At 71.2% G+C, this 17,859-nt stretch carries 18 protein-coding genes and 1 riboswitch; of the genes, 11 read left to right on the top strand and 7 right to left on the bottom strand.

The genetic code is table 11. From position 1 onward, the window contains the following. Position 1 precedes the first annotated feature (1 nt). A complete protein-coding gene (whiG, locus tag ACIRQF_RS17240) occupies positions 2-838 on the top strand; it encodes an RNA polymerase sigma factor WhiG (RefSeq protein WP_376636567.1) in 837 nt (278 codons plus the stop codon). Positions 839-895: 57 nt separating this feature from the next. Then, a complete protein-coding gene (locus ACIRQF_RS17235; RefSeq protein ID WP_376636697.1) occupies positions 896-1,456 on the top strand; it encodes a TetR/AcrR family transcriptional regulator in 561 nt (186 codons plus the stop codon). A gap of 140 nt (positions 1,457-1,596) precedes the next feature. Here the strand turns inward: ACIRQF_RS17235 and ACIRQF_RS17230 are convergent, their stop codons facing one another. Beyond that, complete coding sequence (locus tag ACIRQF_RS17230; RefSeq protein ID WP_404093043.1) at positions 1,597-2,064, bottom strand: M23 family metallopeptidase; 468 nt, start codon at positions 2,062-2,064, stop codon at positions 1,597-1,599. Positions 2,065-2,318: 254 nt separating this feature from the next. Here ACIRQF_RS17230 and rpsB point away from each other — a divergent pair, with 254 nt between their 5' ends. The 5 genes from rpsB to ACIRQF_RS17205 all read left to right on the top strand — a co-directional run bounded on the left by rpsB (position 2,319) and on the right by ACIRQF_RS17205 (position 6,844). Further along, positions 2,319-3,212 carry a 30S ribosomal protein S2 gene (gene rpsB / locus ACIRQF_RS17225; RefSeq protein ID WP_376636564.1) on the top strand — a complete coding sequence of 298 codons (894 nt, stop codon included), beginning with the start codon at positions 2,319-2,321 and terminating at the stop codon, positions 3,210-3,212. Between the two features lie 111 nt (positions 3,213-3,323). Then, the gene (gene tsf / locus ACIRQF_RS17220; protein ID WP_376636563.1) at positions 3,324-4,160 is read left to right on the top strand and encodes a translation elongation factor Ts; all 837 of its coding nucleotides are present in this window, start codon (positions 3,324-3,326) and stop codon (positions 4,158-4,160) included. Between the two features lie 158 nt (positions 4,161-4,318). Further along, the gene (gene pyrH / locus ACIRQF_RS17215; protein WP_376636561.1) at positions 4,319-5,083 is read left to right on the top strand and encodes a UMP kinase; all 765 of its coding nucleotides are present in this window, start codon (positions 4,319-4,321) and stop codon (positions 5,081-5,083) included. 94 nt (positions 5,084-5,177) lie between these two features. Then, a complete protein-coding gene (gene frr / locus ACIRQF_RS17210) occupies positions 5,178-5,735 on the top strand; it encodes a ribosome recycling factor (RefSeq protein ID WP_030690629.1) in 558 nt (185 codons plus the stop codon). Further along, positions 5,735-6,844 carry a phosphatidate cytidylyltransferase gene (locus ACIRQF_RS17205; protein WP_376636559.1) on the top strand — a complete coding sequence of 370 codons (1,110 nt, stop codon included), beginning with the start codon at positions 5,735-5,737 and terminating at the stop codon, positions 6,842-6,844. The genes frr and ACIRQF_RS17205 overlap by 1 nt, the downstream gene beginning before the upstream one ends. 295 nt (positions 6,845-7,139) lie before the next feature. On the opposite strand, the gene ACIRQF_RS17200 is transcribed toward ACIRQF_RS17205, so the two are convergent. Next, positions 7,140-7,352, bottom strand: coding sequence for a hypothetical protein (locus ACIRQF_RS17200; RefSeq protein ID WP_376636555.1), 213 nt, complete (start codon positions 7,350-7,352; stop codon positions 7,140-7,142). Between the two features lie 67 nt (positions 7,353-7,419). Here ACIRQF_RS17200 and rlmN point away from each other — a divergent pair, with 67 nt between their 5' ends. The 4 genes from rlmN to ACIRQF_RS17180 all read left to right on the top strand — a co-directional run bounded on the left by rlmN (position 7,420) and on the right by ACIRQF_RS17180 (position 12,558). Further along, on the top strand, positions 7,420-8,526 hold the full coding sequence (gene rlmN / locus ACIRQF_RS17195; RefSeq protein WP_376636553.1) for a 23S rRNA (adenine(2503)-C(2))-methyltransferase RlmN: 1,107 nt from the start codon (positions 7,420-7,422) through the stop codon (positions 8,524-8,526). Positions 8,527-8,555: 29 nt separating this feature from the next. Then, positions 8,556-8,666, top strand: a riboswitch (TPP riboswitch). A gap of 81 nt (positions 8,667-8,747) precedes the next feature. Further along, the gene (locus ACIRQF_RS17190) at positions 8,748-9,839 is read left to right on the top strand and encodes a thiamine ABC transporter substrate binding subunit (RefSeq protein ID WP_404093036.1); all 1,092 of its coding nucleotides are present in this window, start codon (positions 8,748-8,750) and stop codon (positions 9,837-9,839) included. Continuing rightward, positions 9,815-11,536, top strand: coding sequence for an ABC transporter permease (locus ACIRQF_RS17185; protein WP_404093033.1), 1,722 nt, complete (start codon positions 9,815-9,817; stop codon positions 11,534-11,536). The genes ACIRQF_RS17190 and ACIRQF_RS17185 overlap by 25 nt, the downstream gene beginning before the upstream one ends. Beyond that, a complete protein-coding gene (locus ACIRQF_RS17180) occupies positions 11,536-12,558 on the top strand; it encodes an ABC transporter ATP-binding protein (RefSeq protein ID WP_404093031.1) in 1,023 nt (340 codons plus the stop codon). Before ACIRQF_RS17185 ends, ACIRQF_RS17180 begins: the two co-directional genes overlap by 1 nt. A 217-nt stretch (positions 12,559-12,775) precedes the next feature. Here ACIRQF_RS17180 and ACIRQF_RS17175 read toward each other — a convergent pair whose 3' ends face one another. The 5 genes from ACIRQF_RS17175 to ACIRQF_RS17155 all read right to left on the bottom strand — a co-directional run bounded on the left by ACIRQF_RS17175 (position 12,776) and on the right by ACIRQF_RS17155 (position 17,791). Further along, on the bottom strand, positions 12,776-13,882 hold the full coding sequence (locus tag ACIRQF_RS17175) for an LOG family protein (RefSeq protein WP_404093029.1): 1,107 nt from the start codon (positions 13,880-13,882) through the stop codon (positions 12,776-12,778). Between the two features lie 38 nt (positions 13,883-13,920). Beyond that, the gene (locus ACIRQF_RS17170) at positions 13,921-15,003 is read right to left on the bottom strand and encodes a hypothetical protein (RefSeq protein WP_382477990.1); all 1,083 of its coding nucleotides are present in this window, start codon (positions 15,001-15,003) and stop codon (positions 13,921-13,923) included. Continuing rightward, positions 14,985-15,713, bottom strand: a complete 729-nt coding sequence (locus tag ACIRQF_RS17165; RefSeq protein ID WP_382477992.1) for an ABC transporter ATP-binding protein — start codon at positions 15,711-15,713, stop codon at positions 14,985-14,987. The genes ACIRQF_RS17170 and ACIRQF_RS17165 overlap by 19 nt, the downstream gene beginning before the upstream one ends. Before the next feature lie 219 nt (positions 15,714-15,932). Further along, positions 15,933-17,297 carry an aspartate aminotransferase family protein gene (locus tag ACIRQF_RS17160; RefSeq protein WP_376636540.1) on the bottom strand — a complete coding sequence of 455 codons (1,365 nt, stop codon included), beginning with the start codon at positions 17,295-17,297 and terminating at the stop codon, positions 15,933-15,935. 2 nt (positions 17,298-17,299) lie between these two features. Beyond that, positions 17,300-17,791 carry an Lrp/AsnC family transcriptional regulator gene (locus ACIRQF_RS17155; protein WP_376636538.1) on the bottom strand — a complete coding sequence of 164 codons (492 nt, stop codon included), beginning with the start codon at positions 17,789-17,791 and terminating at the stop codon, positions 17,300-17,302. Positions 17,792-17,859: the final 68 nt, after the last annotated feature.

Here is a 17,859-nt window from a genome sequence, read left to right as displayed (position 1 = left end):
CATGCCCCAGCACACCTCCGGGTCTGACCGCGCCGCGGTGCCCCCAGCAGCCCGGGGCACCGTGCGACCACCCGCACCGACCTCCCTCGACGAGCTCTGGCGGTCCTACAAGGACACGGGCGACGAGCGGCTGCGGGAACAGCTGATCCTGCACTACTCACCCCTCGTCAAATACGTCGCGGGACGCGTCAGCGTCGGCCTGCCGTCCAACGTGGAACAGGCCGACTTCGTCTCCTCCGGAGTCTTCGGACTCATCGACGCCATCGAGAAGTTCGACGTCGAGCGGGCCATCAAGTTCGAGACGTACGCCATCACCCGCATCCGTGGCGCCATGATCGACGAACTCCGCGCCCTCGACTGGATCCCCCGCTCCGTCCGCCAGAAGGCCCGCAACGTCGAACGCGCCTACGCCACCCTCGAAGCGCAACTCCGCCGCACTCCCTCCGAGGCCGAGGTCGCCGACGAGATGGGCGTCACGCTCGACGAACTCCACTCCGTCTTCAGCCAGTTGTCCCTGGCCAACGTCGTCGCCCTCGAAGAGCTCCTGCACGTCGGCGGCGAAGGCGGCGACCGCCTCTCCCTCATGGACACCCTCGAGGACACCGCCGCCGACAACCCGGTCGAGGTCGCCGAGGACCGCGAGCTGCGCCGGCTCCTCGCCCGGGCCATCAACACCCTCCCCGAGCGGGAGAAGACCGTCGTCACCCTCTACTACTACGAGGGCCTCACCCTCGCCGAGATCGGCCACGTCCTCGGCGTCACCGAGAGCCGGGTCAGCCAGATCCACACCAAGTCCGTCCTCCAGCTGCGCGCCAAACTGGCCGACGTAGGCCGCTGACCGAGGGGCGCCCCCTCGCCGTATTGTGGAGCCGTGCCCAGGATTCGAGCGGCCTCCGTGGCCGAGCACCGGACCATGCAGCGCGGCGCCCTGCTCGACGCCGCGCGCTCCCTGCTGTCCGAAGGCGGGACGGAGGCGCTGACCTTCCCCGCCCTCGCCGAGCGCACCGGCCTGGCCCGCTCGTCGGTCTACGAGTACTTCCGCTCCCGCGCCGCCGTCGTCGAGGAACTCTGCGCCGTCGACTTCCCCCTCTGGGCCGCCGAGGTCGAGGCGGCCATGGCCGCCTCCGACACCGCCGAGGGCAAGGTCGAGGCGTACGTCCGCAGCCAGCTGGAGCTCGTGGGGGACCGGCGCCACCGCGCGGTCGTCGCCATCTCGGCGAGCGAGCTCGACGACGGCGCCCGCGAGAAGATCCGCGCCGCCCACGGCGGCCTCGTGACCATGATCGTCGACGCCCTCGCCGCTCTCGGCCGCCCCCAGCCCCGTCTGGAGGCGATGCTCCTCCAGGGCGTCGTCGACGCCGCCGTCCGCCGCATCGAACTCGGAGCGGCCGAAGACCCGGCGACCATCGCGAACGCGGCGGTGTCGATGGCGCTGGGCGGGATCCGCGGCGCCTGATCTCCGCTTCCCGGGGGGCTTCCCCCCGCCCCCGCCCCCTCCCCACCCCCTCCCCACCCCCTCCCCCCCGCCCCACCCCTCCTCCCTCCTCCCTCCCCCCGGCCTCGCCCCCTCCCGCGCACGCCCGCGCACGCGCCCCGTCATCCCAAGGGCACGCCCGTCACCGGCAGCAGGCGGGACGGGCCGTGCCTCATCAGGCCCAGGGGGTTCAGGTAGGTCTCGCCGCGCAGCAGGCCCCAGTGGAGGCAGGGCGCCGCGCAGTGGCCGCCTTCCGTCACCCGGGCGACGACCTCGCCGGCGCGTACCGCCGTCCCCGCGGGGAGGAGAGGGTCCACCGGGCCGTAGGTCGTGCGCAGCGGCGGGGTGCCCGTGCCGTGCAGCGTCAGGGTGAGGACGCCCCTGCCGGCCACCGGGCCGGCGAAGGACACCGTGCCCGCCCCGGGAGCCGCGACCGGGGTGCCCGGTGGGGCCGCGAGGTCGATGCCGCGGTGGCCCGCCGCGTACGGGCCCGGTGGGGGCTCCCAGCCGCGGAGGACGTCCGGTCGCGGTGGACCGATCGGCCACACCGCCGTGATCAGGGTCAGCAGGATCATCGGGATCTGGTGCATGACGGCAGGTTGCCCCGGCCGCGGTGCCGATGACCGGCATCGGCGGAATCTGTGGACAACCGCCCGCTTGTGGACAGTGCCGTCACCCGGTGCCTCCGGGGTCCCGTACACTTTCCATGGCGACCCGGGTCACCGGGTCGACTTCGCACGCCCCGCCACCGGTCTTCTCGACGGGTGGCAGCGCCTTTCGGTCCCTTGTGGCACGGCGCGTCGGGGCGTCAGGAAAACAACCGAGAACCCAAGGAGATACGGCCATGGCCGTCGTCACGATGCGGGAGCTGCTGGAGAGCGGCGTCCACTTCGGTCACCAGACCCGTCGCTGGAACCCGAAGATGAAGCGCTTCATCTTCACCGAGCGCAACGGCATCTACATCATCGACCTGCTCCAGTCGCTGTCGTACATCGACCGCGCCTACGAGTTCGTCAAGGAGACCGTCGCGCACGGCGGCTCCATCATGTTCGTCGGTACGAAGAAGCAGGCCCAGGAGGCCATCGCCGAGCAGGCGACGCGCGTCGGCATGCCGTACGTCAACCAGCGCTGGCTGGGTGGCATGCTCACCAACTTCTCGACCGTCTACAAGCGTCTGCAGCGGCTCAAGGAGCTCGAGCAGATCGACTTCGAGGACGTGGCCGCCTCCGGTCTCACCAAGAAGGAGCTCCTGGTCCTCTCCCGCGAGAAGGCCAAGCTGGAGAAGACCCTCGGTGGTATCCGCGAGATGCAGAAGGTGCCGAGCGCCGTCTGGATCGTCGACACCAAGAAGGAGCACATCGCCGTCGGTGAGGCGCGCAAGCTCCACATCCCGGTCGTCGCGATCCTCGACACCAACTGCGACCCCGACGAGGTCGACTACAAGATCCCGGGCAACGACGACGCGATCCGCTCCGTCACCCTGCTCACCCGCGTGATCGCCGACGCCGTCGCCGAGGGCCTCATCGCCCGTTCCGGCGCCGCGACCGGCGACTCGAAGCCGGGCGAGAAGGCCGCGGGCGAGCCGCTCGCCGAGTGGGAGCGCGACCTCCTCGAGGGCGAGAAGAAGGCTGACGAGGCGCCGGCCGCCGAGGCCCCGGCCGCCGAGGTCGAGGCTCCGGCCGCCGAGGCTGAGGCTCCGGCCGCCGAGGCTCCGGCCGCGGACGCCGAGCAGGCCTGACCCTTCCGGTCCCTCAGGACCTTCGGGTGACGACGGCGGGGGCCCACGAAGCCCCCGCCGTCCACCCGTGGACCCGCCCGATCTTTCAGACTTCGAAAGAGAAAAAGACTCATGGCGAACTACACCGCCGCTGACGTCAAGAAGCTCCGCGAGCTCACCGGCGCCGGCATGATGGACTGCAAGAAGGCCCTGGACGAGGCCGACGGCGACGTCGACAAGGCCGTCGAGGCCCTGCGCATCAAGGGCCAGAAGGGTGTCGCCAAGCGTGAGGGCCGCTCCGCCGAGAACGGCGCCGTGGTCTCCCTCATCGCCGACGACAACACCTCCGGTGTCCTGGTCGAGCTGAAGTGCGAGACGGACTTCGTCGCCAAGGGTGACAAGTTCCTCGCCGTCGCCAACGCGCTCGCCGCCCACGTCGCCGCCACCTCCCCGGCCGACCTCGAGGCCCTGCTCGCCTCCGAGATCGAGGCCGGCAAGACCGTGCAGGCGTACGTCGACGAGGCCAACGCCAACCTCGGCGAGAAGATCGTCCTGGACCGCTTCGCGCAGTACAACGACGGCTTCGTCCTCGCTTACATGCACCGCACCATGCCCGACCTGCCGCCGCAGATCGGTGTCCTGGTCGAGCTGGACAAGGCCGACGCCGAGGTCGCCAAGGGCATCGCGCAGCACATCGCCGCGTTCGCCCCGAAGTACCTGACCAAGGAAGACGTCCCGGCCGAGGTCGTCGAGTCCGAGCGTCGCATCGCCGAGGAGACCACCCGCGCCGAGGGCAAGCCCGAGGCCGCGATCGCCAAGATCGTCGAGGGTCGCGTCAACGGCTTCTTCAAGGACGCCACGCTGCTCGGTCAGCCGTACGCCCTGGACAACAAGAAGTCCGTCCAGAAGGTCCTGGACGAGGCCGGTGTCACCCTGAAGCGCTTCACCCGCATCAAGGTCGGCATCTGAGTCCGTACGCAACGGACACCGGACCCCGGTAGGGTCTGAAGCAGTCGCCCGCGCACGCGTGGGACGACCGCAGATCTGACGAGGAGGCCATTGCCGTACGGGAAACCGCAAGGACCCACGGGCAATGGCCTTCTTCGTATGTGCACGAGGAGATCTCCATGAATCACGGCGCCGCACAGGGCGACGACAAGAACGGCAAAATGGCCGGCCGCTACATGCTGAAGCTGTCCGGAGAAGCCTTCTCCGGCGGTACCGGCCTGGGGGTCGACCCGGACGTCGTGCACGCCATCGCACGCGAGATCGCCGCCGTCGTGCGCGACGGCGCGGAGATCGCGATCGTGATCGGCGGCGGCAACTTCTTCCGCGGCGCCGAACTCCAGCAGCGCGGAATGGACCGGGCCCGCTCCGACTACATGGGCATGCTCGGCACCGTGATGAACTGCCTCGCCCTCCAGGACTTCCTGGAGAAGGAGGGCATCGACTCCCGCGTCCAGACCGCCATCACCATGGGCCAGGTCGCCGAGCCGTACATCCCGCTGCGCGCCGTGCGCCACCTGGAGAAGGGCCGCGTGGTCATCTTCGGTGCCGGTATGGGCATGCCGTACTTCTCCACCGACACGACCGCCGCGCAGCGTGCCCTCGAGATCGACGCCGAGGCGCTGCTCATGGGCAAGAACGGTGTCGACGGGGTCTACGACTCCGACCCGAAGACCAACCCGGACGCGGTCAAGTTCGACGCACTCGAGTACGGCGAGGTGCTCTCCCGCGACCTCAAGGTCGCCGACGCCACCGCCATCACCCTGTGCCGCGACAACAACCTGCCGATCCTCGTCTTCGAGCTGCTCGCCGAGGGCAATATCGCGCGCGCGGTGAAGGGTGAGAAGATCGGCACGCTCGTGAGCGACCAGGGCACCCGGGCCTGACCCGAACCGGGAACCGCCCCGCGAGGGGGATGGACAGAGCCCTGCCGGTCGTACACCGTGCAGGACACAACGCGACGACACGCAGGAGCAAGTGGTGATCGAAGAGACCCTCCTCGAGGCCGAGGAAAAGATGGAGAAGGCCGTCGTGGTCGCCAAGGAGGACTTCGCCGCGATCCGCACGGGCCGTGCGCACCCGGCGATGTTCAACAAGATCGTGGCGGACTACTACGGTGCCATCACCCCCATCAACCAGCTGGCGTCGTTCTCGGTGCCGGAGCCGCGCATGGCCGTGGTGACCCCGTTCGACAAGAGCGCGCTGCGCAACATCGAGCAGGCCATCCGCGACTCGGACCTCGGCGTCAACCCGAGCAACGACGGCAACATCATCCGTGTGGTGTTCCCGGAGCTGACCGAGGAGCGCCGCCGCGAGTACATCAAGGTCGCCAAGGGCAAGGCCGAGGACTCCAAGATCTCGATCCGTTCCGTGCGCCGCAAGGCCAAGGAGACCATCGACAAGTTCGTGAAGGACGGCGAGGTCGGCGAGGACGAGGGCCGTCGCGCGGAGAAGGAGCTCGACGACACCACCGCGAAGTACGTGGCGCAGGTGGACGAGCTGCTGAAGCACAAGGAAGCCGAGCTGCTCGAGGTCTGATGAACGACTCTTCCTGGGGGGCCCCGGCCGGAACCGGCTTCGGGGGACCCGACCAGGGGCCTGCCCCGGCGGGTCCCGCCTACGAAGGGCGGCAGGCGGCGCAGACTCGCCCCATGCCCATCGTGTCCGACGTTCCCGCCGGCGACAACCAGGACGATCACGACCGGGGGGCCGCTCACCCGAGCGGTCCCCTGTTCCGTGACGAGACGCCGCACGAGCACCCGCAGGAGCCCATGTCCAGCCCGTCCCAGCCCGCGTCTGCGCCTTCGCCCCGGCAGAAGCCGCGGCAGAAGAAGAGCGCGGGCCGTGACCTGGGCGCGGCCATAGGGGTCGGCCTGGGGCTCGGCGCGGTCATCATCGCGTCGCTGTTCATCTGGAAGCCGGCGTTCGTCGGCGTGATCGCCGTCGCCGTGGTGGTCGGCCTGTGGGAGCTGACCTCCCGGCTGCAGGAGCGCAAGGCCATCAAGGCGCCGCTGGTCCCGCTCGCGGTCGGCGGTGCGGCGATGGTGGTCGCCGGTTACGTGCAGGGCGCCGAGGGCGCGTGGGTCGCGATGGCGCTCACGGCGCTCGCGGTGCTCGTGTGGCGTATGACGGAGCCGCCCGAGGGCTATCTGAAGGACGTCACGGCGGGTGTCTTCGCGGCGTTCTACGTGCCGTTCCTGGCGACCTTCGTGGCGATGCTGCTGACGGCGGAGGACGGTCCGGAGCGGGTGCTCACGTTCCTGGTGCTGACGGTGGTCAGCGACACCGGGGCTTACGCGGTCGGCTGGCGTTTCGGCAAGCACAAGCTGGCTCCGCGGATCAGCCCGGGCAAGACCCGTGAGGGCCTGCTGGGCGCGGTCGCGTTCGCGATGGGCGCGGGTGCGCTGTGCATGCAGTTCCTGATCGACGACGGCACCTGGTGGCAGGGGCTCGTGCTGGGTCTGGCGGTCGCGGCCAGCGCGACCCTGGGCGACCTGGGCGAGTCGATGATCAAGCGTGATCTCGGCATCAAGGACATGGGCACGCTGCTGCCGGGACACGGCGGCATCATGGACCGTCTGGACTCCCTGCTGCCGACGGCGCCGGTGGTGTGGCTGCTGCTGGTGCTGTTCGTCGGCAGCGCCTGACCCGCGGCTCTCCTTGATCGAAGGGCTCGTCGTCCCCCCCGGGACGGCGGGCCCTTCGGCGTAGCGGATCCGGGACGTGCGGTTTTCTCCAATACGCGCCCTCCGCGGGGCTGTGATCCTCGTGGCTCCCGAGTCCTCCCGGACCTGCCGGCTCAGTACTCGTTGCTGCAGCCGAACGCCGTCTCCTGGCCGCCGTCCCGGGCGCCCGGGGGCCGGGCCGAGCGCCACGGTGGGCCCGGGTGCCGCGGGGGAGGGGCGGCGCGGGCCCGGCGCGGCGGGGACGGGTCCGTCGTTCTCAGGCCGCCTCGTACTGGTGGGCTCTGCCGCCCCGCCACTTCACCCAGGCCGGATCGTCAAGGAGCTCCTGGGCGTCCGGGAGACCCGCGCGTCGGAGGAACTCGACCACGTCCTCGTCGCTGTGGGCGAGACCGAGAATGCTGCCGTGCGCGGTGACGCGCCGTCCTCCGGTGGAGGAGGGCTGGTGGACGACTATCGGCACACTGTCCATACGTCCAGGATGCCCCCGCGCACGACGGCCCCGGTCACGGGTTTCCGTCTGCGACACTGGTAGCACCATGCCCAAGCCCGGAGAACTCACTTTCGTCGCCCCGCGCGGAGCCAAGCAGCCCCCGCGGCATCTCGCCGACCTCTCGCCCGCCGAGCGCAAGGAGGCGGTCGCCGCGATCGGCGAGAAGCCGTTTCGCGCCAAGCAGCTGTCCACGCACTACTTCGCGCGGTACGCGCACGACCCGGCCGAGTGGACCGACATCCCGGCCGCCTCGCGCGAGAAGCTCGCGGGGGAGCTGCTGCCCGATCTGATGTCGGTGGTGCGGCACGTCTCCTGTGACGCCGACACCACCCGCAAGACGTTGTGGAAGCTGCACGACGGCACGCTCGTGGAGTCGGTGCTCATGCGCTACCCGGACCGGGTGACCATGTGCATCTCCTCGCAGGCGGGCTGCGGCATGAACTGTCCGTTCTGTGCCACCGGCCAGGCGGGGCTCGACCGGAACCTGTCGACCGCCGAGATCGTGCACCAGATCGTGGACGGCATGCGCGCGCTGCGTGACGGCGAGGTGCCCGGGGGCCCGGCGCGGCTGTCGAACATCGTCTTCATGGGCATGGGCGAGCCGCTCGCCAACTACAAGCGGGTCGTCGGCGCCATCCGGCGGCTGACGGACCCCGAGCCGGACGGGCTCGGACTGTCGCAGCGCGGGATCACCGTGTCCACGGTCGGTCTGGTGCCGGCGATGCTGCGGTTCGCCGACGAGGGCTTCAAGTGCCGTCTCGCGGTCTCGCTGCACGCCCCCGACGACGAGCTGCGCGACACCCTGGTGCCGGTGAACACCCGCTGGAAGGTCCGCGAGGTCCTCGACGCGGCCTGGGAGTACGCGGAGAAGTCGGGTCGCCGGATCTCCATCGAGTACGCCCTGATCCGGGACATCAACGACCAGGCCTGGCGCGGTGACCTCCTGGGCCGGCTGCTCAAGGGCAAGCGGGTGCACGTCAACCTGATCCCGCTGAACCCGACGCCCGGCTCGAAGTGGACCGCCTCGCGGCCCGAGGACGAGAAGGCGTTCGTCGAGGCCATCGCCGCCCACGGCGTGCCCGTCACCGTCCGCGACACCCGCGGCCAGGAGATCGACGGTGCCTGTGGACAGCTGGCGGCCGCCGAACGCTGACCTTGTACTCTGAGCTCGAACACATCTGCATATTCCGACAGGGGAGCGCCACAGCGCTGAGAGTGCGGTGACCGTCAGACCGCAGACCCTCTGAACCTCGCCCAGGTCATTCTGGGTAGGAAGTTCGGTCGTAACTCGAGCTGTTGCGCCCTGCCCGCGTCCGCCGCCCGGACGCGGGCAGGGCCGCGTCTCTTCCTGGTCACACCCAGGAGGAACTTCACGTGAACACCAAGAAGGCCGCCGCCGCCGCGCTCGTCGCGGCGCTCGGCGTCACCACCCTCGCCGCCTGCGGCGGCGGGGACGGCGACAAGGGCAAGGCCACCGGCACGCCCGCGCCGAAGACCGTCACCCTGGTCAGCCACGACTCGTTCAACGCCTCCAAGGAGGTGCTGGCGGAGTTCACCCGGCAGACCGGTCTCACGGTCAAGGTCCTCAAGAGCGGCGACGCCGGCGAGGCCGTCAACAAGGAGATCCTCACCAAGGGCGCCCCGCAGGGCGACGTCTTCTTCGGCGTGGACAACACGCTGCTGTCCCGCGCCCTCGACAACGGCATCTTCATGCCGTACGAGGCCAAGGGCCTCGCCCGGGTCCCGGCCGCGCTGCAGCTCGACAAGGAGCACCGGGTCACCCCGATAGACACCGGTGACATCTGCGTCAACTACGACAAGCAGTACTTCGCCGACAAGAAGCTGGCGCCGCCGCAGACCTTCGACGACCTGGCCAAGCCCGAGTACAAGAACCTGCTGGTCGTCGAGAACCCCGAGCGTTCCTCACCGGGCCTCGGTTTCCTGCTCGGCACGGCCGCGCAGTACGGCGACGCCGGCTGGCAGGACTACTGGAAGAAGCTCAGGGCCAACGGCGTGAAGACCGTCGACAGCTGGGAGCTGGCCTACAACCAGGAGTTCTCCGGCTCCGCCGGCGGCAAGCAGGCCAAGGGCGACCGCCCGCTGGTCGTCTCGTACGCCTCCTCCCCGCCGGTCGAGGTGCTGTACGCCCAGCCGCAGCCGAAGGTGGCCCCGACCGGCGTCTCCACCGGCACCTGCTTCCGCCAGACCGAGTTCGCCGGCCTCCTGAACGGGGCGAAGAACCCCGAGGGCGGCAAGGCGCTGATCGACTTCCTGATCTCCAAGAAGTTCCAGGACGACATGCCGCTGCAGATGTTCGTCAACCCGGTCACCAACGACGCCACCCTGCCCGAGCTGTTCACCAAGCACGGAGTGGTGATCGACAAGCCGCAGACCATGGCGCCCGACAAGATCGCCCAGAACCGCGACCAGTGGATCGAGCAGTGGACCTCGCTCGTTCTGAAGTAGCCCCCGCCCGAGCGGACCGCGCGGGGAGCGCGGCGCGGCTGGCCCTCATGGTGCTGCCCGTCGCGTTCTTCGCGGTCTTCTTCGCCTGGCCCGTCGCCTCGATCGTCGAGCGCGGGCTCAGGCCGGACGGCCACTGGGAGCTGGGCCGGTTCGGAGAGACGCTGGCCCGGCCGGAGATCCTCGACGTCCTGTGGTTCACGCTGTGGCAGGCGCTCGCCTCCACGGCGCTCACCCTGCTCGTGGCGCTGCCCGGCGCGTTCGTGTTCGCCCGGTTCGACTTCCCCGGCAAGCGGATCCTGCGGGCGGTGGTCACCGTGCCGTTCGTGCTGCCCACGGTCATGGTCGGGACGGCGTTCCTGGCCCTCGTGGGGCGGCGCGGACTGCTCGACACGTGGTGGGGCGTCAGGCTCGACACCTCGGTGTGGGCGATCCTCATCGCCCATGTCTTCTTCAACTACGCCGTCGTCGTGCGCACGGTCGGCGGCCTGTGGTCGCAGCTCGACCCCCGCCAGGAGGAGGCCGCGCGGGTGCTCGGCGCATCCCGGTGGCGGGCCTGGCGCACGGTGACGCTGCCCGCGCTCGGTCCGGCGGTCGCGTCCGCCGCGCTGATGGTGTTCCTGTTCACCGCGAGCTCCTTCGGCATCGTGCAGATCCTCGGCGGTCCCGCGTACTCCACGCTGGAGACGGAGATCTACCGGCAGACCGCGGACCGGCTCCAGCTGTCGACGGCCGCCGTCCTCACGATGGTGCAGTTCGTCGCGGTCGGCGTGGTCCTGGCCGTGCACGCGCGGACCGTGCGACGCCGGGAGACCGCCCTGAAGCTGGTGCCGGCCGAGCGCACCGCCCGCCGGCCGCGCGGCGCCGGGCAGTGGGCGCTGCTGGGAGCCGTTCTCCTTTCGATCGCGCTGCTGATCCTGGCCCCGCTGGGCGTGCTCGTCGAGCGCTCCCTCGCCACCCCCACCGGCTACGGGCTGGACTACTACCGGGCGCTCCAGCGGGTCGACGACCACGGCACCTTCCTCGTGCCGATGACCGAGACGATCGTCAACTCGCTCCAGTACGCGCTCGCCGCGACCGGCATCGCCGTCGTCATCGGCGGCCTGGCCGCGGCCGCGCTCACCCTCTCCCGCTCCCGGCTTCGGTCGAACGGGGGGACCCCCATGGCCGACCGGCTGGTCCGCGGCTTCGACGCGCTGCTGATGCTGCCGCTCGGGGTGTCCGCCGTCACCGTCGGCTTCGGTTTCCTCATCACCCTCGACGAGCCGCCGCTCGACCTGCGCGCCAGCTGGATCCTCGTCCCGCTCGCGCAGGCCCTCGTCGGCGTCCCCTTCGTCGTCCGGACCATGCTGCCGGTGCTGCGCGCCGTCGACGAGCGGCTCCGGGAGGCGGCCGCGGTCCTGGGGGCCTCGCGATGGCGGGCCTGGCGCGAGGTCGACCTGCCGCTCGTGCGGCGCGCGCTGCTCATCGCCGCCGGCTTCGCCTTCGCGGTGTCCCTCGGCGAGTTCGGCGCGACGGTGTTCATCGCCCGCCCCGACAACCCGACGCTGCCGGTCGCCGTGGCCCGGCTCCTCAACCGGCCGGGCGAGCTCAACTACGGCCAGGCCATGGCCCTTTCGACGATTCTCATGGTGGTGTGCGCGGTGTCCTTGCTGCTGCTCGAACGCCTGCGCACCGACCGTACCCCGGGGGAGTTCTGATGCTGACGCTGGACCGGGCGACCGTACGTTTCGGGGCGCGGGCCGTCCTCGACGCGGTGGACCTCGACGTCGCCGACCACGAGATCGTGTGCGTGCTCGGGCCCAGCGGCAGCGGCAAGTCCACCCTGCTGCGGGCGGTCGCCGGTCTCCAGCCGCTGTCCGCCGGCCGGGTGCTGCTCGGCGGTGCCGACCAGGCCGGGGTGCCGGTGCACCGGCGTGGGGTGGGCCTGATGTTCCAGGACCATCAGCTCTTCCCGCAGCGGGACGTGGCCGGCAACGTCGCCTTCGGTCTGCGTATGCGCGGCGCGTCCAGGGCCGAACAGGCGGCGCGGGTGGGGGAGTTGCTGGAGCTCGTCGGTCTGCCCGGAGCGGGCCGCCGGGCCGTCTCCGCCCTCTCGGGCGGTGAGCAGCAGCGCGTCGCCCTCGCCCGGGCGCTCGCGCCGCGGCCCCGGCTGCTCATGCTCGACGAGCCCCTCGGCCAGCTCGACCGCAGTCTGCGGGAACGTCTCGTCATCGAACTGCGGCAGCTGTTCGGGCAGTTGGGGACGACGGTGCTGGCGGTCACCCACGACCAGGGCGAGGCCTTCGCCCTTGCCGACCGGGTCGTCGTGATGAACGACGGCCGGATCGCCCAGACCGGTACGCCGCTCGACGTGTGGCGGCGTCCCGCCTCCGAGTTCGTCGCGCGCTTCCTCGGCTTCGACAACGTCGTCCCCGCCACGGTCACCGCCGCCGCGGCCGACTCCCCGTGGGGCAAGATCCCCGTCCCCGACGGCTCGCCCCAGGGCGACCGCCGGCTCCTCGTGCGCCCCGCCGGGGTCCGCCTCGTCCCTCCCGGCGAGGGCCTGGCCTGCCGCGTCCAGACCCGCACCTTCCGCGGCGACCGTGTGGCCACCACTCTGCGTCCCGCCGAAGGCCCCTTGCTGGAGGCGGAGTTCACGCTCAGGGAGGCGCCGGACCAGGGCGCGGAGGTCGACGTGGACTTCCGCGCGGAGGACGTCGTGGTCCTCGACGAGGCGTAACCGCCGACCGCGCCCCCGGCGTTCCGACGTCCCCGCGTACGCCGCGGTCGTGTCCTCGCCTGCGAGGCCGAACGCGTTCTCGCGTACCCCTCGGCCGCGTCCTCGCGTACGACGCCGAACGCGCCCGCCTGCGAGGCCGAACGCGCCCGCCTACGACCCCTACCGCGTCCTCGCCCACCCCCGCGGCGTCCTCGCCACGTGCCGGGCCGCGGCCCCGTCACGCCCCCAGCCGGGCCAGTGCCTCCGGTGCCTCGTCGATCGAGTCGACCAGGGCGATGCGGGCCGCCATCGGGCGGTCGGAGGCCAGGGCCCGGAGGAGGGGCCAGGCGGGCAGGTCCTCGGTCCAGTGGGCGCGGTTCACCAGGACCATCGGGGTGGGGGCGCCGCGCGAGGAGTAGTAGTTCGGGGTCGCGTCGTCGAAGATCTCCTGGACGGTGCCGGCCGCACCGGGGAGGAAGACCACGCCCGCGGTGGAGCGGGCGAGCAGACCGTCCTCGCGGATGGCGTTGGCGAAGTACTTGGCGATGTGCGACGCGAAGGCGTTCGGGGGCTCGTGCCCGTAGAACCAGGTGGGGATGCCGACCGAGGCGCCGCCGCGCGGCCAGCGGGAGCGTACCTCGAAGGCGGCGCGGGCCCAGTCCGTCACGGACGGGATGAACGAGGGTGCCTTCGCGAGGAGTTCCAGGGCCTCGTCCAGGACGGCGTCCGGCAGCGGGGCGGTGTAGGCGCCGAGGTTGGCGGCCTCCATGGCGCCCGGGCCGCCGCCCGTCGCGACGGTCAGGCCCGAACGGGCCAGGGTCCGGCCGAGCCGCGCGGCCCCGGCGTACGCGTCGGTGCCGCGGTCCATCCGGTGCCCGCCCATGACGCCGACGACCCGCGCGCCGGCCAGGTGTTCGTCGAGCGCGTCCGAGAGAGCGTCGTCGTGGAGGGACCGGAGCATCGAGGAGAAGATGTCGCCGTCGGCCTTGGTCCGCTGGAACCAGGCGTAGGAGCGGGCGTCCGGGGTCTCCTCGTACGGGTGGCCCGTGATGCCCTCGAACAGTTCCCCGGGGGAGTAGAGCCGCGCCCGGTAGGGATCGAACGGCAGGTCCGGCACGGGCGGGAAGACCAGCGCCCCGTCCGCGCGGACCTTGGTCGCGGCCTCCGGCTGCATGGCGCAGCCCAGGAAGACGGCGGCGCCGGTGGGGACGGACAGCAGCGCGAAGGTGCGGTCGGTGAGGTCGACGGACTGGACCCGGCAGCCGGCCAGGGACGCGTGCGAGCCGAGCGCCGCGTCGAACTCGTCGAGCGAGTGGATCTCCCGGTCCTGCCGCTGCGTCGCCATGCGCCCACGATAGGCGCGCCTGCCTTCGGACGCGCCGGTCAGCCCCGCAGGGGAACCGCCGCCAGCGCGCCCACCGCCCAGGTGAGGGGGAGGAAGACGGCGAGGAGCACGCCGGCGCGGAGCAGGGCCGTGGTGCGCAGGACCGTGGGCGGGGCGCCGAGCCGGAGGAGGGCCTCGGTGGTGTGGGTGCGGGCCTGCTTCGACTCCAGGGCCGCGGTGAGGAGGGTGGCCGTGGTGCAGCCGACGACGAGGATCACGCCCAGCCAGGTCAGCGGGCCGAGGACCTGGCCGCCGTAGAAGGAGAGGGCGGCCACCGCGCCGGAGCCGACCGCGCAGACCACGCCGAGGGGGCGGCCGATGCGGCGGGCCTCGTCCATCAGGACCCGGCCCGCGAGCAGGCGGACGGCGCCGGGGCGGATCATCTGGAGCAGGCGGCCGCACCCGTGGGTGAGGCCGGGGCCCATCATCGCGAGGCCGACCGCGGTCAGGATCCACCCGGCGAGGACGCCGCCGCCGTCGCCGCGGGCCGCGTAGGTCTCCACGGCCAGGCCGAGGGCGAGGAGCGCCACGCCCCAGGGCAGGCCGGAGGGCATGCCCGGAGCCTCCGCCGGTGCCTTCCGCGGGCGCAGGGAGAGGCCCGCCGCCGCGGCGCCGGCCACCGGGACGACGGAGAGCAGGGTCAGGGCCGCCGCGAGGGGGACCGGCCGGTCGGCGGCGAGCAGGCCGGCGGCCGCGCCGTCGAAGGGGAGGCCGGTGATGTCGCCGCGCAGGTGCAGGTAGAAGAGCAGCGCGACGGCCGAGCCGAGGGTGCAGGCGACGCCGGTGGAGGCCGCGGCGATGGCGGTGAGGCGGGCCGGACCGAGGCCGATCGCGGAGAGGCCGGGGCGCGGCCGGGTGCTGGGGTCCGTCCGGGCCACGGCCACCGCGAACTGCACCGTCGCGGCGAGCGGCAGCACGCACCACACCAGGCGGAGCACGCCCGCGGGGTCCGCGGGGTGTCCGACGGCGTAGCCGAGGGCGCACAGCAGCAGGAAGCCCACTCCGGCGGCCGCCGCCGCCACGAGCAGGCGGCGGAGCTGGACGACGGGGTGGGTCCCGCGGACTAGACGGAGAGCGAGCACGCGGCGACGCCCTCCGCCCCGGTGGCCGGTGGTACGGAGCCGACGCGGCGTCCGTCGAGGAGCGTGACGGTGCCGTCGGCGAGGCCGGCGACCCCGGCGTCGTGGGTCGCGAGGAGCACGGTGATGCGGTGGGAGCGGGCCGCGGCGGTGAGGGTGCGCAGCACCTGCGCGCCGTCGGCGCGGTGCAGGGTGGCGGTCGGCTCGTCGGCGAAGAGCACCGAGGGCGTGGTCACGAGGGCGCGGGCGATGGCGATGCGCTGGCGCTGCGACCGGGTGAGCGCGTGCGGGCGCTTGCGGGCGCAGGCGCCGATGTCGAGGCGCTCCAGCCACTCGCCGGCGGTGGTCTTGGCCGCCCGGTGGGACACCCCGCGCAGCAGGAGGGGCAGGGCGGCGTTCTCCCAGCCGGTGAGCTCGGGGACGAGTTCCGGTTCGGGGTCGATCCAGCCGAAGCGGTCGCGGCGGAGCCGTTCGCGCTGGGTCACGCTCATGGTGTGGATCGGGGTGCTGTTGAACCAGACCTCGCCCTGATCGGCGACCAGCTGGCCGGAGAGGCAGCGCATGAGGGTGGTCTTGCCGCTGCCGCGGGGTCCGACGAGGGCGAGGATCTCGCCCTCGCGCACACCGACGGACACGCCCGTCAGTACGTCCGAGCCGCCCAGGGCGCAGCGCAGGGAACGCGCCCAGAGCACGTCGTTGTCCGGTGGGGCCATCGCGTACACCTCGATGTCGAAGCCAGTTCGTGTCCGTTCCCCTGGATGGGGGAACGAATCGGCGGGCCGGTCGGTCACTGGGGGTCTTCCCGGCACCGTAAGGATTCAGATCGGTTTGTACGGACAGCACGCGGCCCGGGCCGCCGCCATCCACTCGGATGGAGGCATGCCCGGGCCGGGGTCACGCCGTGAGGGCGGCGTGGCGCGCGTCGAGACCGCTTACAGCTTCGTCCAGGCCTCGGTGAGGGTGGCGCGGAGGATCTGCTCGATCTCGTCGAACGTGGACTGGTCCGAGATCAGCGGCGGAGCCAGCTGGATGACCGGGTCCCCACGGTCGTCGGCGCGGCAGTACAGGCCGTTCTCGAAGAGCGCCTTCGAGAGGAAGCCGTACAGGACGCGCTCGGTCTCCTCGTCGTTGAACGACTGCTTGGTGACCTTGTCCTTGACGAGCTCGATGCCGTAGAAGAAGCCGTTGCCGCGGACGTCGCCGACGATCGGCAGGTCGTGCAGCTTCTGCAGCGTGGAGAGGAAGTTGCCCTCGTTGTCCAGCACGTGCTGGTTGAGCTTCTCCTTCTCGAAGATGTCGAGGTTGGCGAGGCCCACGGCCGCGGAGACCGGGTGGCCGCCGAAGGTGTAGCCGTGCAGGAAGGTGTTGTCGCCCTTGTAGAACGGCTCGGCGAGGCGGTCGGAGACGATGCAGGCGCCGATCGGGGAGTAGCCCGAGGTCATGCCCTTCGCGCAGGTGATCATGTCCGGCACGTAGCCGAACTTGTCGCACGCGAAGGTGGTGCCGAGGCGGCCGAAGGCGCAGATGACCTCGTCGGAGACGAGCAGCACGTCGTACTGGTCGCAGATCTCGCGGACCCGCTGGAAGTACCCGGGCGGCGGCGGGAAGCAGCCGCCGGCGTTCTGCACCGGCTCCAGGAAGACGGCCGCGACGGTGTCGGGGCCCTCGAAGAGGATCTGCTGCTCGATCTGGTCGGCGGCCCAGCGGCCGAAGGCCTCCGGGTCGTCGCCGAAGAGCGGCGCGCGGTAGATGTTGGTGTTCGGCACCTTGTGCGCGCCGGGGACCAGCGGCTCGAAGGGGGCCTTCAGGCCGGGCAGACCGGTGATGGACAGGGCGCCCTGCGGGGTGCCGTGGTAGGCGACCGCACGCGAGATGACCTTGTACTTGGTGGGCTTGCCGATGAGCTTGAAGTACTGCTTGGCGAGCTTCCAGGCGGTCTCGACCGCCTCGCCGCCACCGGTGGTGAAGAAGACCTTGTTCAGGTCGCCCGGGGCCTCGTTGGCGAGGCGCTCCGCCAGCTCGACGGCCTTCGGGTGGGCGTAGGACCACACCGGGAAGAAGGCGAGCTCCTTGGCCTGCTTGGCGGCCGTCTCGGCGAGCTCGGTGCGGCCGTGTCCGGCCTGCACGACGAACAGGCCGGCGAGTCCGTCGAGGTACTTCCTGCCCTTGTCGTCGTAGATGTACGTGCCCTCACCGCGGACGATGGTGGGCACGGGGTTGTTCTCGTACGACGACATGCGGGTGAAGTGCATCCACAGGTGGTCGTAGGCGGACTTTGACAGGTCGGAGTTGCTCACGGCTATCGGGTTCCCCACATATAGGTCTGCTTCTTGAGCTTCAGGTAGACGAAGCTCTCGGTGGAGCGCACCCCGGGGAGGGTGCGGATGCGCTTGTTGATCACATCCAGGAGGTGGTCGTCGTCCTCGCAGACGACTTCCACCATGAGGTCGAACGAGCCCGCGGTCATCACCACGTACTCGCATTCGGCCATGGCCGTCAGAGCGTCCGCAACCGGATCAAGGTCACCCTCGACGTTGATGCCGACCATTGCCTGCCGCCGGAATCCCACGGTGAGCGGGTCGGTGACGGCGACGATCTGCATGACGCCCTGGTCGAGCAGCTTCTGGACGCGCTGCCTCACGGCGGCCTCGGAAAGGCCGACGGCCTTGCCGATCGCCGCGTAGGGACGGCGACCGTCCTCCTGGAGCTGTTCGATGATCGCCAGGGAGACGGCATCGATCGTCGGGGACGAACCGGATGCGGTTCTGGACTCTGTGCTTCGACTGGCCACGACCACACTGTGCACCGAACCTCGTCGTTCTTGCAAGCCCAGAGCGATGAAATTCGTTGTTCGAGCTG

It is taken from the genome of Streptomyces sp. NPDC101191, assembly GCF_044767915.1.
Lineage (GTDB): Bacteria > Actinomycetota > Actinomycetes > Streptomycetales > Streptomycetaceae > Streptomyces.
Note: the sequence above shows the minus strand (reverse complement) of the source record. Positions and strands in the feature narration are given on the sequence as shown.

Bases quoted from the DNA above. Each gene is read 5' to 3' on its own strand.
- whiG (WP_376636567.1), top strand. From the start codon at position 2: ATGCCCCAGCACACCTCCGGGTCTGACCGCGCCGCGGTGCCCCCAGCA.
- ACIRQF_RS17230 (WP_404093043.1), bottom strand. From the start codon at position 2,064: ATGCACCAGATCCCGATGATCCTGCTGACCCTGATCACGGCGGTGTGG.
- rpsB (WP_376636564.1), top strand. From the start codon at position 2,319: ATGGCCGTCGTCACGATGCGGGAGCTGCTGGAGAGCGGCGTCCACTTC.
- tsf (WP_376636563.1), top strand. From the start codon at position 3,324: ATGGCGAACTACACCGCCGCTGACGTCAAGAAGCTCCGCGAGCTCACC.
- pyrH (WP_376636561.1), top strand. From the start codon at position 4,319: ATGAATCACGGCGCCGCACAGGGCGACGACAAGAACGGCAAAATGGCC.
- ACIRQF_RS17205 (WP_376636559.1), top strand. From the start codon at position 5,735: ATGAACGACTCTTCCTGGGGGGCCCCGGCCGGAACCGGCTTCGGGGGA.
- ACIRQF_RS17200 (WP_376636555.1), bottom strand. From the start codon at position 7,352: ATGGACAGTGTGCCGATAGTCGTCCACCAGCCCTCCTCCACCGGAGGA.
- rlmN (WP_376636553.1), top strand. From the start codon at position 7,420: ATGCCCAAGCCCGGAGAACTCACTTTCGTCGCCCCGCGCGGAGCCAAG.
- ACIRQF_RS17180 (WP_404093031.1), top strand. From the start codon at position 11,536: ATGCTGACGCTGGACCGGGCGACCGTACGTTTCGGGGCGCGGGCCGTC.
- ACIRQF_RS17175 (WP_404093029.1), bottom strand. From the start codon at position 13,882: ATGGCGACGCAGCGGCAGGACCGGGAGATCCACTCGCTCGACGAGTTC.
- ACIRQF_RS17165 (WP_382477992.1), bottom strand. From the start codon at position 15,713: ATGGCCCCACCGGACAACGACGTGCTCTGGGCGCGTTCCCTGCGCTGC.